We start from the raw sequence: 16,330 nt of genomic DNA, 5'->3' as shown, positions 1-16,330 counted from the left end.
TATTCCATCTTCACTTCCCGCCTCCCCGACCCTCGCGCTATCCTGCTAAACAGGGTGCTGAAAAGCCTGTTAACACAAAACCATTTTGCACCTGTCATTACCGTGTCACATTAATGTCATGCAATAGGGGCCTTCCAAACGGCCCGGTCAGGACGACGCCAATGAATGACATTGCCAGCGAACACAGCGCCATCGACCTCAATAACCCGGACTACTATTTCAACCGGGAGCTGAGCCTGTTGCAGTTCAACCTGCGGGTCCTGGAGCAGGCCATGGACGACAGCCATCCGTTAATGGAACGGCTGAATTTTCTGCTGATTTTTTCCAGCAACATGGATGAATTTTTCGAGATCCGTGTGGCCGGCCTCAAAAACAAGCTGGAAACCCACACCGGTCAGCCGGGCCCCGACGGCATGCTGGCCGAGGAAATCCTGAAGGAAATCAGCCGCACGACCCATGAGGCGGTGGACCGCCAGTACCATATTCTCAACAACATTCTTCTGCCGGCCCTGCGCGAGGAAGGCGTGGACTTTCTGCGCCGGGAAGACTGGACCGAAGCACAGATTGAATGGGTGAAAAAATATTTTCGCGAACAGATCTATCCGGTGCTTACCCCCATCGCTCTGGATCCTTCTCACCCCTTCCCACGGCTGGTCAACAAGAGCCTGAACTTTATCGTGTCGCTGGACGGCAAGGATGCCTTTGGCCGTTCCACCGGTCTGGCCATTGTGCCCGCACCCCGCTCCCTGCCCCGGCTGATCCGGATTCCTGACGAAATCAGCGAAAGCGGTGACGACAACTTTGTGTTCCTGTCATCCATGATCCACGCCCATGTATCGGACCTGTTCCCGGGCATGAAAGCCACCGGCTGCTACCAGTTCCGGGTCACCCGTAACGCGGACATGGAAGTGGATGAGGATGTGGAAGACCTGGCCAGCGCCCTGAAAGGCCAGCTACTGTCACGGCGTTATGGTGACGAGGTACGCCTGGAAGTGGCGGACAACTGCCCACGTCACCTGACTGATTATTTGCTGGAACAGTTCGAACTCACCGAGATCGATCTGTACGAAGTGAATGGCCCGGTGAACCTGGCTCGCATGTTCACCAGCGTGAACCGCCCGCGCCTGCACTACCCGCCTTTCACACCCAAGCTGGCACCGGCAGTCAAAAAAGCAGAAACCATTTTCGACGCCATGGACCAGGGCGACATTCTGCTGCATCACCCCTATGAATCCTTCCAGCCGGTGGTCAACCTGCTGGCGGAAGCGGCCCGCGACCCCAAGGTGCTGGCCATCAAACAGACCCTCTACCGCACCGGCACCAAGTCAGAAATTCTTGATCATCTGGAAACCGCCGCTCGTAACGGCAAAGAAGTTACCGCCATCGTGGAACTGCGGGCGCGCTTTGACGAAGAATCCAATATCGAAGGGGCCCGCCGACTGCAGGAAGCCGGCGCCATCGTGGTGTACGGGGTGGTGGGCTACAAAACCCACGCCAAGATGCTGCTGGTGGTGCGCCGCGAAGGCGATGGCATCAAACGCTATGTGCACCTTGGCACCGGTAATTACCACACCAAGACAACCAAGCTTTACACCGACTACGGCTTGATGACCTGCGAGAAAGGCATCTGCCAGGACGTGCACAAGATCTTCCAGGAGCTCACCGGCATGGGCAAGGCGGCACGGCTAAAGCAGCTGAAACATTCGCCCTTTACCCTGCACCCGTCGCTGATCGAATGGATCGACTTTGAAACGCAGCAAGCCACCGCCGGCAAGCCGGCGCGGATCATTGCCAAATTCAATTCACTCACCGAAGAGAAGATCATCCAGGCCTTGTACCGGGCCAGTCAGGCGGGTGTGGAGATTGACCTGATCGTGCGTGGCATTTGCTGCCTGAAACCCGGAGTGCCGGGGCTATCCGAAAATATCCGGGTACGCTCGGTGATCGGCCGCTTCCTGGAGCATACTCGCATTTACCACTTCCATCATGGCGGCGAGGACCTGGTGTATGGCTCCAGCGCCGACTGGATGGATCGCAACCTGTTCAACCGGGTGGAAACCTGTTTCCCGATCAACGACCCGGTGCTCAAGGCCCAGGTGATTGAACAGGGCCTGCATTACTACCTGCGCGACAACAGCCGCGCCTGGCTACTTCAACCGGATGGTCGCTACCTGCGCGCACGGCCGGAGGACGGGGAAGAGAGCTTCATCGCTCAGCACGTCTTACTGGAAACCCTTGGCGGTAGCTGAGTTTTAAATGGGCAATTGATAACGGCGCGGATTGGTGTTGCTGTTGTCTTTGAATACAAGAGGCCGCGCCCAAACGCTTGGGCGCGGCCTCTTGCGTTTCAGGGTTTGATGCCCTTTGCCGCGAGTTATCCATTCTCAATTATCAATTAACCTCAACTCATAGCCACCAGCACGAAAATAATCCTGTTCCTGTTCCAGATCAGCCAGTGTCAGCGGATGCTCTTCAAGCCAGTGCGCCGGAAACTGCAGGGACAAGGAATTGTCTTCGGCTTTCAGCACCATCTCGGGAATGACTTCATCGCAGCGGGCATGGTGCAGACGGGCAGACAGCCGCAGCACCAGGCACAATCGCAACAAGCCCTGCTGCTCATCGTCCGGCAACTCCGACAGCGCAGAAAGTGGAAGCTTGCGACGGTGGCCGCGTACCAGCACCGCCACTGCCTGCTGCTCCTGCCGGGAAAACCCTGGCAGGTCTGAATTGGTCACCAGATAGGCGCCATGCTTGTGGAATTGGCTATGGGAGACGGCAAGGCCCACCTCGTGGAGCAATGCACCCCAACGCAGGGTATCCGCCAACTCGTCATCCTCCAGTTGCCAGCTTTTGGCCACCTGATGATACAAACCCATGGCTGTGTCGCAGACACGCTCCGCCTGAGTGCGTTCCACATGATGGCGACTCATCAGCGACTGGATGCTGCGCTCGCGCACGTCCTCGTGGGCGAATCGCCCCAGCAGGTCATACAGGAGCCCTTCGCGCAGGGCCCCACCTGACACTTCCATCTGATCAATACTCAACTGCTCGAAGATGCCGTAGAGAATCGCCAATCCGGAGGGGAAGATAGCCCGGCGATCCTCGCGCAGCCCCTTCAGATCCAGCTGCTCCACCTTGCCGGCCTTGATCACTTTCTTGCGGGCCTTCTTCAGGCCTTCCATGGTAATACCGGTTTCTGACCAGCCGTTGTCCACGCACACCTGGCTGATGGCCTTGATAGTGCCAGACGCGCCCACTGCCTGCTGCCAGCCCAGACGGCGGTAGTTGGCATGGATGGACAGCACCTCCTGGCGGGCAGCGGTGACAGCACGGTCAAAGGCCTTTTCGGTGATAGTGCCGTCGGTAAAGAAACGCTGGGCAAAGCTGACGCAGCCCATGTGCAGGGATTCCGTCTCGGTGGATTCGAAACGCTCGCCGATGATCAGCTCCGTGGAGCCGCCACCGATATCCACCACCAGCCGCTGACCGGCATCATCAGCCAGGCTGTGCGCCACCCCCAGGTAAATCAGACGGGCCTCTTCACGCCCGGCCACGATCTCGATGTCATGGCCCAACACAGCTTCCGCCCGGTCGATGAATTCCCGGGCATTGCGGGCCTGGCGCAGAGTGTTGGTTCCCACCACCCGGACGCTGCCGCGGGGAATCCCGGCGATGCGCTGGGCAAACCGGCCCAGGCAATCCAGCGCCCGTTCCTGGGTCTCCCCGTCCAGCCGGTTATCCCCGTCCAGCCCGGCACCCAGCTGCACCTTCTCGGACAGGCCATCCAGAATCTGGACCTCACCGTGGGCCTGCCGAGCCACTACCATGTGGAAGCTGTTGGACCCCAGGTCAATGGCCGCCAGATGCTCGCCATGTTCCATATGCACTCCTTTCCTGAAAGGCCATTACCCTTTTCCTGCCTACCACGGGTAGACAAAGAATTGAAAAACGCCCCGAATACTAACCGAATATCATGGCGTTACGGTGTCATAGGCAAACTCTACCGCGATAATTCACTGACTCGCTTGAAATTCGGCACCCACGACCTGATATTATCCACCATCGCAACAGCCCGCCCGTCGGGCCAGCTAACCCCCTATCTCAGGAGAATTCAATGAGCGGCGAGATTATCAATGTGACCGACGCGGACTTCGAAGCCCAGGTCATCAATGCGGACGGCCCGGTGCTGGTAGACTACTGGGCACCCTGGTGCGGCCCCTGCAAAATGGTCGCGCCGATCCTGGAGCAACTGGCCGGCGAGTACGGTGACAAGCTGACCATTGCCAAGATCAACATCGACGACAACCCGGAAACGCCCAAGAAATACGGCGTTCGTGGCATCCCCACCCTGACCGTGTTCAAGAACGGCAACGTGGAAGCCACCAAGGTGGGCGCCCTGTCAAAGAGCCAGTTGACCGCATTTTTGGACAGCACTCTCTAAGACAGACAGCCACATCCACTGATACCCTCGCCGACCGGCGGGGGTGTTACGTTTTATTACCACCAGCAAAGACTAGACAGCCTGTTGTTCGGGTGGTAGATTCCAGAACCAGCTTACAGCAAGCACCCCCTTAGCAAGTCTTTCGGAACCTCTGGTTACCTTTTCCTGATGGCCCCCTTTATAGGCTTGCCGGGCCAGATTCCGAATCAACCAGATTATCAAAACAACCGCCGCACCACCTGTGGTGCACCCTCTCAATTCATTCAAAGACATCAAACTAGACGCCAATGAATCTTTCTGAACTGAAGCAGAAGCCGATTGGAGAACTTCTGGACATTGCCAAGGAACTCGGCCTCGAGAACCTGGCAAGAACCCGCAAACAGGACGTAATCTTTTCCATCCTCAAGCGCGCCGCCAAGAACGGCTCCGACATCTACGGAGACGGGGTGCTGGAGATCCTGCAGGATGGTTTCGGCTTCCTTCGTTCCGCAGAGGGCTCCTACCTGGCCGGACCGGACGATATTTACGTTTCTCCCAGCCAGATCCGCCGTTTCAACCTGCGCACCGGCGACACCATTTCCGGCAAGATCCGGCCTCCCAAGGATGGCGAACGCTATTTCGCCATGCTCAAGGTCAACGAGATCAACTTTGACCGGCCGGAAAACGCCAAGAACAAGATCCTGTTCGAAAACCTGACGCCGCTGTTCCCCACGGAACGTTTCGTCATGGAAGCAGGCAATGGCTCCACCGAAGACATCACCAGCCGGGTGATCGATCTGGTGGCGCCGATCGGCAAAGGGCAGCGCGGCCTGATCGTGGCACCGCCCAAAGCCGGCAAGACCATGCTGCTGCAAACCGTGGCCCAGTCCATTGCCCGCAACAACCCCGAATCGCACATGATTGTGCTGCTGATTGACGAGCGTCCGGAAGAAGTGACCGAGATGTCACGCACCGTGCGCGGTGAAGTGGTGGCATCTACCTTCGACGAGCCCCCCGCACGTCACGTGCAGGTTGCCGAGATGGTGATCGAGAAAGCCAAGCGGCTGGTAGAGCACAAGCAGGACGTGGTAATCCTGCTCGACTCAATCACTCGTCTGGCACGGGCCTATAACACCGTGCAGCCCAGCTCCGGCAAGGTACTCACCGGTGGTGTGGACGCCCACGCTCTGGAAAAACCCAAGCGCTTCTTCGGTGCCGCACGAAATATCGAGGAAGGCGGCAGCCTGACCATCCTGGCCACTGCCCTGGTAGACACGGGTTCCAAAATGGACGAAGTGATCTACGAAGAATTCAAGGGCACCGGCAACATGGAACTGCACCTGGATCGCAAGGTAGCAGAGAAACGCGTCTTCCCGGCCATGAATATCCGCAAGTCCGGCACCCGCCGCGAAGAGCGTCTGGTCAGCGAAGATGAACTGCAGAAGATGTGGATCCTGCGCAAGGTTCTGCATCCCATGGACGAAATCGGCGCCATGGAATTCCTCATCGACCGCATGAAGCATACCAAGACCAATCTGGAATTCTTCGAGTCCATGAAGAGAAAGTAACGCTCGCAGACAAACAAAAAACCCCGCTTCGGCGGGGTTTTTTGTTTGTGCTGGTAGAGCCAGGTGTCACCAATCAGAACTGGTGCTCTACACCGAGGCGCCAGGTGCGGGGCAGAATAGGGTGAAAATGCCGGTCTTCCACGCCCCCGGCAGGCTCCCCGGCCAGTCGTGAGGCATAGAAATAATCAATGTCGTTATGCTCAACGTCAGCCAGGTTGAGGACTTCCAGAGCCACCTCCCAGCGCGGCCACTGCATCCCCAGCTTGATATTCTGAATGGTGGTGCTGGATGACTCCTGGTCCGAAAAACTGTCCAGTGGCCGCGGGCCGAAGTGGCGCAGGCGATACCCAGCAAACCAGCGCTGACCTCGATAGTGAGCACCAAATGCCATGACTCGGTCAGGGGCACCTTCAATAAAGCGGCCTTCTCCGGGTTCGTCCCCCTGGAATCGCGCTCGAGTGGTTGCCAATTCCACGTCGAATTCCCAGCTGCGGGTGGGCCGGTAAACCACATTCATTTCCGCCCCACGCCGCAGACTGCGTCGATTCGTCTCGGTATTGCCCGCGTCGCCAACAAACAGCAATTCGGAAGCCAGCCGCAACTGCCACGCAGCCAGGGTCACCTGCCATTGATCGTTAGGATAGAATCGGGCACCCAGCTCCTCACCACGACTTCTCACCAGTGGGTCCACCTGATCAACAGGCGTTCCCGCCACCGGGTCAATCTCGATAGTGGTGCCACGAGCATCGTTGCTGTGAAAACTGTACCCGGCGGACAGGTAATACTCGGCTTTTTCATTTGGCAGCCACGCCAGGCTGAATTTCGGGCTGGTGATACCGTCATGCGCATTGCCGCCATTGGCGGACAAATCGAACCCATTAACGTTAACCCCGGCACGATCGCGCACATCGAAGTAATAATGGTCGTAGCGCATGCCAAGAGTGGCCCGCCACTTCTCTGCGAAGGGGTAGACTACAGAGCCGAACAGCGCCGCACTGGTTTGGGCGACTCGGTCCCGGCGCACCACCCCCAGTCGATTTCTGTCTGCGCTTTTGAACAGTCCCACATCACGAATCTGGTCGTGACGCCACTCAAGCCCCCAATGTAACGTTAAAGGGGCGAAGGCGGTTAGCCACTGGTAGTCGTACTCCACATCCCCCCCCACCACAGCGCGGTCGTCGATCTGCTCGAATTCATCGCCGTTGACGGGGTCATCCAGAAAATAGGTAAAGTTGGACCACAGATTGAGCCCGTAATCGATGGCATACACCGAGCCACGCTGGCCGGGTTTGTCCCATTGGAATGACAGGGAGTAGCGGTGAGACTCGCCACCGGCATCCTCATCCAGAGAACCCAGCCGGCTGATCTGGCCTGAGCGGACGGCTCGATTGGCAATCTGATCAGCACTGTTCCACGTGTTGTCGTAAACCATCAGGGTCGTCGCATAATGGGATTCACCCTGATGCCATTCGTGGCCCAACAAGACGTTAACCTTTTCGACATCTTCGTTGATGTCTCGCCATGGGCCATTAAAGGTCTGCCCTTCAACAGCGTAAACCAGCTTGTGCCCCCCTGATCGCTTGCCACCGTAGACAAGGCCCCGGTAGTAATCATGCTCACCACCGGTCACTTTCACATGCTGGCGGGAAACCGAACGGCGCGTGCTGATATCCACGCTGCCAGCGCTGGAGAAATCACCCACCGACGCATAATAGGGACCTTTTCGATATTCAACAGTATCGATCACTTCCGGTATCAGGAAATTCACATCGGTATAACCCTGACCATGGCCATGGCTGGGCAGATTGACTGGCATTCCGTTCACTTCAGTGCGGAAATCCGTACCGTGATCGAGATTAAAACCGCGGAAAAAATATTGGTTGGCCTTGCCGTTACCGGAGTGCTGAGTGGCAATCATGCCGGGCACCGCTTCCATGATTTCCCCCGCTCTGAGAAGAGGGCGAACCTGCAGTTCATCCCCTGTCACATGCCCTTGCGAGGCTGAGACAGGAAGAGGAGCCATTGCGCCGGTAACCTCAACGGGTGCCAGCTCGTGAGAAAACCCGAAGCCCGTCCAACTTAGCCCCAGCAAACAAAGTCCATATTGATATGCGCGATTCATCCCTGCCCCCATTGCCGATTTTCACACACTGTCAACCCTATACCGTGAGGAACACGAGAATCACAGGACAGAGATAGCGCACAAGCCCGGCAGGGGACATGGATTGATGAGTGGTGGAACGCCCCGATCTACGACGGACCGGATTGCATTGCATGGAAATTTCGTTTGCCACGACTTACTCTGTTCGTTCTGTAGCCCTCACTGCGGCCTGACATCAGCCTGCTATACTCACCCCAAACCAACGTCGCCATCCTCTGACTTCCAACAAAAGGATCGCCATGAAATACCGCGACCTGCGTGACTTCCTGCAACAGCTCGAACAACTTGGCGAGCTCAAGCGCATCACTGCACCGGTGAACCCGAACCTGGAAATGACCGAGATCTGCGACCGCACCCTGCGTGCCGGCGGCCCGGCACTGCTGTTTGAAAACCCGGTGGGCTTCGGCACCCCGGTGCTGGGCAACCTGTTCGGCACGGAACGTCGCGTGGCGCTGGGCATGGGCCGCGAGTCCGTTGAGGAGCTGCGCGAACTGGGTGAACTGCTGGCCTTTCTGAAGGAACCGGAACCGCCCAAGGGCATGCGTGATGCCTGGGAAAAACTGCCGGTATTCCGCAAGGTGCTGAGCATGAGTCCCAAGCTGCGCGGCTCCGGGCCCTGCCAGGAAAAGGTGTTGGAAGGCAACGACGTGGATCTGTACCAGTTACCGATCCAGACCTGCTGGCCCGGCGATGCAGGCCCGCTGGTGACCTGGCCGCTGGTGATCACCCGTGGCCCCAACAAGGAACGCCAGAACCTGGGCATCTACCGCCAACAATTGATCGGCCGCAACAAGCTGATCATGCGCTGGCTCAGCCATCGCGGTGGAGCCCTGGATTTTCAGGAGTGGCAGCAGCAGCATCCCGGTGAGCCCTTCCCGGTGGCGGTGGCGCTGGGCGCCGATCCGGCCACCATCCTTGGCGCGGTCACCCCGGTGCCGGACACCCTCAGCGAATATGCCTTTGCCGGTTTGCTGCGCGGCTCGAAAACCGAGCTGGTGGAGTGCATCGGTAACGACCTGCAGGTCCCCGCCAGTGCCGAGTTCGTGCTGGAAGGCCATATCTATCCGGACGAGATGGCCGAGGAAGGGCCGTTCGGCGACCACACCGGCTATTACAACGAGGTGGAACGTTTTCCGGTTTTCACCGTGGAGCGCATCACCCACCGCCGTGATCCGATCTATCACAGCACCTATACCGGGCGTCCGCCGGATGAACCGGCGGTGCTGGGCGTGGCCATGAACGAGATCTTCGTACCGATCCTGAAAAAACAGTTTCCGGAAATCGTGGATTTCTACCTGCCCCCGGAAGGCTGCTCCTATCGCATGGCCGTAGTGACCATGAAGAAACAGTACCCGGGCCATGCCAAGCGGGTAATGATGGGCGTGTGGTCCTTCCTGCGCCAGTTCATGTACACCAAGTTCGTGATTGTCTGCGACGATGACGTCAACGCCCGCGACTGGAAGGACGTGATCTGGGCCATGACCACCCGCATGGACCCGGCCCGGGATACCCTGCTGGTGGAAAACACCCCCATCGACTATCTGGATTTCGCTTCTCCGGTATCCGGCCTTGGCTCCAAGATGGGCATGGACGCCACCAGCAAATGGCCCGGCGAAACCGACCGTGAGTGGGGCCGCGCCATCAGCATGAGCCCGGCAGTGAAGCAGCGGGTGGATGAGATGTGGGAAAGCCTGGAAATTGATAATTGAGAATGGAGAATTGATAACGGCGCGGACAAGTGACGCCAGGTCTTTCAGCATCGGAGCCGCGCCCAAACGGTTGGGCGCGGCCACAGGGGTAATAAAGCGGCGCCCGACCTCTCCCGCGCAGTTATCAATTATCAACTATTAACTATCAATTGCTTTTCTTGTACGATGGTGCCAAATAACAAAAGGACGCACCATGGCCTTGTTAGATTCCATTGACCGACGCAGTTTTCTGAAAGCCTTGGCCTCGGCCGGGGCCACGGGGGCATTGGCGCCCCAGGCTCTGCTGGCTGAGACCGGGAAGGCGCCAGCCTGGCAGAACTGGTCCGGTAACCAGAGCGCCAACCCGGCCAACCTGGTATTTGCCACCAGCGAATCCCAACTGCGTCAGACCCTGCGCGACAGCAGCGGCACCATTCGCCCCTTCGGCGGCAGCCATTCATTCAGTGCCGTGGTACCCAGCGATGACACCCTGGTATCCCTGGAAGCCTTGGCCGGATTGCGGGGTCAGGACGGCGACATCTTCACCTACGGTGGAGGCACCCGACTGGCCATGGCCAGTGCCCAGGCCAACAACCTGGGCTACAGCTTCAGCAACGAGCCGGATATCAACCTGCAATCCCTGGCCGGCGCCATTGCCACCAGCACCCACGGCACCGGCAGCAACCTGCAGAGCCTGTCCGGACAGGTGGAAAGCCTGCGGCTGATCCTCCCCGACGGCGAAGCCCTGAGCCTGACCCGGGAAGACGGCGACACCTTTCTGGCCGCCTGCTGCAGCATCGGGGCCCTGGGCGTGGTCAGCGAAATCGGTTTTCGACTGGAACCTGCCTACCGGCTGAAGGAGCGCACCTGGACCCTGCCCCTGCAGGAAGCCATGGATTTCGTGGAGAGGGAAAAAGACAACTTTCGCCACATCGAATTCTTTGCCTTCCCCCTGGGCGAACAGGCCATCGTCAAGACCATGGAAATCACTGATGACCCCACCGACAGCAGCGAACGGGAAGACAGCAACGACCTGCTGGAGCTGGTCTGCAAAGTGGCCATGCGCGCTGGCTGGTTGACCCCGAACCTGCAGAAGCTGGTCACCCTGTTTGTGGAGGACAGCACCTATACCGGCCCCGCCCACAAGGTGTTCGCCAACCGCCGCACGGTGCGGTTCAACGAGATGGAATACACCGTGCCGGCGGAAGACGGCATCGCCTGCCTGCAGGAAGTCTGCGAGACCATTCGCAAGCAGGACATCAATGTGTTCTTCCCCATCGAGTTCCGTTATGTGGCCGCCGATGATCGCCTGCTGTCCATGTACCACGACCGCCCCGGCGCCAGCCTGTCGATCCATCAATATTTCGCCCAGGACTATCAGCCCCTGTTCACGGCCGTGGAGCCGATCCTGCGTCGCTATGCGGGCCGCCCCCACTGGGGCAAGCTGCATACTCTGGGCCAGCGGCAACTGCGCGAGCTCTATCCCGCCTTTGATCGCTTTCAGGCCGTGCGCCGGGAACTGGACCCACAGGGAAGGATGCTCAACCAACACCTGCAAACCCTGTTTGGAGCAACCGGATGAAACGCCGTGGTTTTCTCATCGGCCTGGGCGCTCTCGCCGCCGGCGGCTGGCTGCTGCGCCCGGGGAATCAGGGGGCGCCGCATACCCCCTACTTCCAGGCCATCAACGACAGGCTGAAAAAAGACGGGCCCGGTCGGCCATTGATGCTGGTGGACCAGCAACGGCTGGTGCGTAATTGCCGCACCCTGAAAGCCATGCTGCCGCCCCGCTGCGCGCTGCGTATCGTGGCCAAGTCCCTGCCCAGTGTGCCGATGGTCCAGACCGTGATGCGCGAAACCGGCAGCAACCGTGTCATGGTGTTCCATCAACCGTTCATGAATGCCCTGGCCGACGCAGAGCCCGGCGTGGACATGCTGCTGGGCAAGCCCATGCCGGTCCAGGCCGCCCGACAGTTCTACAGCGAAACAGGTAGCGCCTTCGATGCGGAGCGGCAACTCCAATGGCTGATCGATTCCCGCCCGCGGCTGGAGCAATATCTGCAACTGGCCAACGATCTGGACCGGCGCCTGAACATCAATCTCGAAATCGACGTGGGCCTGCACCGGGGCGGCCTCACCGCCCCGAACCAGCTCGATGCAATGATCGCCCTGATCCAGGCCCACCCAGACCGACTTCGCTTCAGCGGTTTCATGGGCTATGACGCCCACGTGGGCAAGCTGCCCGCCTTTATTCAAAGCGCCGAGGAAGGCCACCGGGAAACCGAGGCCATCTACCAACGCTTTATCGAACGCCTCTACCAACTGGCACCCGCCTACCGGAATGAGACCCTGTGTTTCAACGGCGGCGGCAGCCCCACCGTCGGCCTCTACGACGACAGCACCGTGGTCAACGAACTGGCCGCCGGCTCCTGTCTGGTCAAGGCCAGCGATTTTGATCTGCCCCTGCTGGCGGATTTCGAACCGGCGGTGTTTATCGCCGCACCAGTGCTCAAGCAATGGGACGGCCTGAACCTGCCCGGACCGTTACCGCTGGGTGAGCTATGGCAACGCTGGGACCCGAACCGCCGCCAGACCTATTTCATCTACGGCGGTTACTGGAAGGCCACCCCGGTGTCACCGGCGGGCATTCGCGAGAATGGTGTCTATGGCCACAGCACCAACCAGATGATGTTCAACGGCAGTCCGGATACCGCCCTGCAGGTGGACGACCAGCTGTTCCTGCGCCCCACCCAAAGCGAATTCGTGCTGCTGCAGTTCGGCGACCTGGCCGTGTGGCAAGACGGCGCCATCCAGGACTGGTGGCCACCGTTGCCCCAGGGCCAGGGTGCCTGACCCGCCCCGACACCTGCCTCCCACTGACTCCCCTCTCCTCTTGACCTCCGGCACCGAATTGACGGTCCCGGTGGTCACTGCCTGCACGTTGACCGTTACATTGACCACTGATACATTCAATAAAACTTGACGTCGTCTAGATTTATCGTGGCCATTGCCCGGCAGGAGCATTTCATGACAACCACAACAACAGTGGCAAGCCAGGGTATAAACCTGCAGGTTTATACCTTCGGAGAGAGCAGCAAGCCCCCCGTGGTCCTGGTTCACGGTTACCCGGACAACCACAGTGTCTGGCGGCCCGTGGCCGAGCGGCTGGCCAGGAAGTACTTCGTGGTCAGTTACGATGTCCGCGGCGCCGGCGCCTCCGACGCGCCCCGCAAGCAGGCGGATTACCGCATGGAGCTGCTGTCGGCAGACCTGAAGGCCGTCGTCGACGCCACCCTTCCCGGGCGGGATTTTCATCTGGTGGGCCATGATTGGGGCTCTATTCAGAGCTGGGAATCGGTCACCGCCGAGGGGCCGCTCAAGGCCCGCATCAAATCCTACACCACCATCTCCGGCCCCTGCCTGGATCATATGGGCCACTGGATGCGTCGGCGCACGCTGAATCTGTCTCCCTCCGCCAAGGCCAAGGTGTTCAAACAGGCGCTCAGCTCCTGGTATATCGGTTTCTTTCACCTGCCGGTACTGGCTCCAAGTGCCTGGCAGGGAGGCCTGGACAAGCTCTGGCCCCGCTACCTGAAACACCGCGAGAACGTGCAGGAGCCGGACGCCAATCCCACCCAGGGCAAGGATGGCAAACACGGGGTGCAGCTGTATCGCGCCAACTTCCGCAACAAGCTGATCAACCCGCAAGACCGCCACGCGGCCTGTCCGGTCCAGCTGATCGTGCCCACCCGTGACAACTACGTGGGGACCCAGCTGTTTGAGGACCTGCACGAGTGGGTGGACGAGCTGTACCGCCGGGATATCAACGCCAACCACTGGGTACCGCTGAGCCACCCGGACACCATCGCCGCCTGGATTGGCGATTTCGTGGCCGGAGTGGAAAGCGGCAAGATGCCTGGCGCCCTGCAGCATGCCCGCGTTCGTCCGGAAAGACAGGGCCTGCCCCTGTATGGCAAGACGGCGGTTATCACCGGTGCCGGTTCCGGCATTGGCCGGGCTACCGCCCTGCGCTTTGCCGCAGAAGGCGCCGATCTGGTGTGCGTGGATATCAATGAAGACGGTGCCGACGCCACCGCCGAACAGGCCCGGCAACGGGGTGCCACCGCCTGGCCCCGCAAGGTGGATGTGGGCTCCGCCCAGGCCATGCAGCGGCTGGCCAACTGGGTGGAGAAAGAACTGGGTGGTGCGGACATTGTGGTCAACAACGCCGGCATCGGCATGGCCGGCGGTATGCTGGAAACGTCCACCAAGGACTGGGACCGCCTGCTCAAGGTCAACCTGTGGGGCGTGATCCATGGCTCGCGGTTGTTTGCCCGGCAAATGATTGACGGCCATCGCAAGGGGCACATCGTCAACGTGGCCTCCGCCGCCGCCTTCGCCCCCAACCGCAAGCTGACCGCCTACTCCACCAGCAAGGCCGCCGTGCATATGCTCAGTGAATGCCTGCGCGCGGAGCTGGCCGAACACCATATCGGCGTCAGCTCCATTTGCCCCGGCTTTGTGGCCACCGGCATTGCCAACAGCACCGTCTACGCCGGCCTCAGCGACGAGCAACAGGCCGAAAAACGCGCCAAAGCCGACGCCTTGTACAAGCGCCGCAATTTTTCCCCGGACCAGGTGGCCGCCGCCATTTTCGATGCGGTGCAAAGCAATCCGGCCCTGTCCCTGGTGGGAGCCGAAGCCTGGACCACCCGACTACTCAGCCGCTTTGCCCCGGTACTGTCCCGGCAGGTAGCGCGTCTGGATATTACCGCCTGATTTGATGACGTGTTGACCAAACAACGGGAGAACAACAGCCATGAATAGCCCTGTGCGCCATCAACTGAAAGCCCGCCGTGTGCAATTCGATTTCGACAATACGCCTCTGCACTGGCTCAAGGATGACCCGTTTTCCACCCATGTCATCAACGGCATCCACCTGCTGCTGCCTGCCGGGGAACTGTGGTTCTGCCGGGTCTACAACCAGGCCCTGCCGCTGGTCAGTGATGATCAGTTGCGCGCCGACGTGGAAGGGTTTATCCGCCAGGAGGCCGTGCATTCCCGGGCCCACAGCAAGGCCCAGCTTTATCTGGAGCGCCATGGATTGAGCGTGGATGAGTACGTGCAGCGGGTGGAATGGCTGTTTGGCACTTTTCTGGGGGAGGCACCTTTCGGGCTCACATTCCTGCAGCGCAAGGCGATTCAGAAGCAATGGCTGGTACTGCGTGTGGGGCTGATCGCGGCCATCGAACACTTCACTGGCGTGCTGGGTCAGTGGGCCATGGACAACGACACCTGGGAGCAGAACGGCGACCCGGCCATGGTAGACCTGTTCAAATGGCATCTGGCCGAGGAAGTGGAACACCGCACCGTTGCCTTCGATCTGTTCGAGCACCTGTGCAAGTCCCAGCTCGGCTTCTACGTGAGTCGTCAGGCGCTGATGGCCATCGTCTTTCCGCTGTTCATCTACTTTATTTCCGAGGGTGGTCGCAGCCTGGCACGTCAGGACCCGGACCCTCAGGTGCGCAAGCTGGGGCGCACCCTGATACCGACATTGCTGGTGAAACTGGAACAGACCGGCAAGCAGACCCGGAATGTGCCCACCTTCACCTTCCTGCTGAACGCCACTCTGCGCTGGTTGTCTCCCCGTTTCCACCCGATCCACGAAGGGGACACGGAACAGGCCCTGGCCTACCTGGCCCGCTCACCGGCGGCGCAGGCGGCGGCGATGCACTGATTTTTCACCACAGAGGGCACAGAGTTCACTGAGGAAAACCTTCTTGCCTCGGTGAACGCTGTGCCCTCTGTGGTAAACCTGTTTTTTATCCTGCGACGCTCCTGCCAATAGCGTCTACATCGGCACCTTATCGAACCAGGGTGCCGCCTCTTCCAGCTGCGCCGCCAGCGCCAGCAGCTTGCCTTCATCGCCGTGGCCACCGACAAACTGGGAGCCCAGCGGCAGGCCGCTCTCGCACCAGTGCAACGGCACCGACATGGCCGGCACGCCGGTGACATTGGCGAACTGGGTGTAAGGCATGTACTTGAAGTTTTCCAGCGCCATCTGTTCGATCATGCCGGTTTTCATCAACAGCTTTTCACCACCTACCTTGAGCAGCATTTTCAGAGCGCTCTGCTGCCAGCCCGGGGTGGCCATTTCCCCGATCCGTGCCGGGGGCATGGCCAGCGTCGGCGTCAGCCAGAAATCGTACTGCTCCAGGAAGGTATCCAGCGCGATCATGTACTGTTGCCAACGGGTCTGACACTTCACGTATTCATGGGCAGGCGTCGCGCGGCCAAAGGCGGCAATGGCCAGGGTATCCAGCTCGAACCCGTCATCACCGCAGCCGGTCAGTGCCTTCACTTCATCCACTTCGGCGGCGCACTGGCCAAACCAGACGGAGAGCCAGTCCATGCACATCTGTTTGGCATCCATTTGCGGTTCGGCCTCGACCACCTCATGGCCCAGGTCCCGTAGCAGGGCCACGGTTTTCTC

General features: G+C 59.7%; 11 protein-coding genes. 8 read left to right on the top strand and 3 right to left on the bottom strand.

Translation table 11 applies throughout. The annotated features are described in order from the left end of the window. The first annotated feature begins 161 nt into the window (after positions 1 to 161). A complete protein-coding gene (ppk1, locus tag HUJ17_RS06160) occupies positions 162 to 2,249 on the top strand; it encodes a polyphosphate kinase 1 (protein ID WP_290509862.1) in 2,088 nt (695 codons plus the stop codon). A gap of 135 nt (positions 2,250 to 2,384) precedes the next feature. On the opposite strand, the gene ppx is transcribed toward ppk1, so the two are convergent. After that, on the bottom strand, positions 2,385 to 3,881 hold the full coding sequence (ppx, locus tag HUJ17_RS06155; protein WP_290509878.1) for an exopolyphosphatase: 1,497 nt from the start codon (positions 3,879 to 3,881) through the stop codon (positions 2,385 to 2,387). Between the two features lie 233 nt (positions 3,882 to 4,114). On the opposite strand from ppx, the gene trxA reads away from it, so the two are divergent. Both trxA and rho read left to right on the top strand, forming a co-directional pair. Beyond that, positions 4,115 to 4,441, top strand: coding sequence for a thioredoxin TrxA (gene trxA, locus HUJ17_RS06150; protein WP_062817138.1), 327 nt, complete (start codon positions 4,115 to 4,117; stop codon positions 4,439 to 4,441). 287 nt (positions 4,442 to 4,728) lie between these two features. Beyond that, positions 4,729 to 5,988, top strand: coding sequence for a transcription termination factor Rho (gene rho, locus HUJ17_RS06145; RefSeq protein ID WP_035248298.1), 1,260 nt, complete (start codon positions 4,729 to 4,731; stop codon positions 5,986 to 5,988). A gap of 73 nt (positions 5,989 to 6,061) precedes the next feature. Here rho and HUJ17_RS06140 read toward each other — a convergent pair whose 3' ends face one another. After that, a complete protein-coding gene (locus HUJ17_RS06140) occupies positions 6,062 to 8,011 on the bottom strand; it encodes a TonB-dependent receptor (protein WP_290509861.1) in 1,950 nt (649 codons plus the stop codon). A 377-nt stretch (positions 8,012 to 8,388) separates the two neighbouring features. Between HUJ17_RS06140 and ubiD the strand changes: the two genes are divergently transcribed. The 5 genes from ubiD to HUJ17_RS06115 all read left to right on the top strand — a co-directional run bounded on the left by ubiD (position 8,389) and on the right by HUJ17_RS06115 (position 15,574). Next, on the top strand, positions 8,389 to 9,858 hold the full coding sequence (gene ubiD / locus HUJ17_RS06135; protein ID WP_290509860.1) for a 4-hydroxy-3-polyprenylbenzoate decarboxylase: 1,470 nt from the start codon (positions 8,389 to 8,391) through the stop codon (positions 9,856 to 9,858). A gap of 193 nt (positions 9,859 to 10,051) precedes the next feature. After that, on the top strand, positions 10,052 to 11,419 hold the full coding sequence (locus HUJ17_RS06130; protein WP_290509859.1) for a D-arabinono-1,4-lactone oxidase: 1,368 nt from the start codon (positions 10,052 to 10,054) through the stop codon (positions 11,417 to 11,419). After that, a complete protein-coding gene (locus HUJ17_RS06125; protein ID WP_290509858.1) occupies positions 11,416 to 12,690 on the top strand; it encodes a DSD1 family PLP-dependent enzyme in 1,275 nt (424 codons plus the stop codon). The genes HUJ17_RS06130 and HUJ17_RS06125 overlap by 4 nt, the downstream gene beginning before the upstream one ends. 174 nt (positions 12,691 to 12,864) lie before the next feature. Continuing rightward, the gene (locus tag HUJ17_RS06120) at positions 12,865 to 14,616 is read left to right on the top strand and encodes an SDR family oxidoreductase (protein ID WP_290509857.1); all 1,752 of its coding nucleotides are present in this window, start codon (positions 12,865 to 12,867) and stop codon (positions 14,614 to 14,616) included. A 40-nt stretch (positions 14,617 to 14,656) separates the two neighbouring features. Continuing rightward, entirely contained in the window at positions 14,657 to 15,574 is a 918-nt protein-coding gene (locus tag HUJ17_RS06115; protein ID WP_290509856.1) for a metal-dependent hydrolase, read from the top strand. 114 nt (positions 15,575 to 15,688) lie between these two features. Here the strand turns inward: HUJ17_RS06115 and HUJ17_RS06110 are convergent. Next, positions 15,689 to 16,330: amidase family protein (locus tag HUJ17_RS06110; RefSeq protein ID WP_290509855.1), on the bottom strand; the 642-nt coding region annotated here is incomplete at its 5' end.

Origin of the sequence: Alcanivorax sp., from assembly GCF_014762765.1 — a bacterium.
Taxonomy (GTDB): domain Bacteria; phylum Pseudomonadota; class Gammaproteobacteria; order Pseudomonadales; family Alcanivoracaceae; genus Alcanivorax.
The sequence above is the reverse complement of the archived record's forward strand: the minus strand, read 5'-3'. Positions and strand labels throughout refer to the sequence as shown.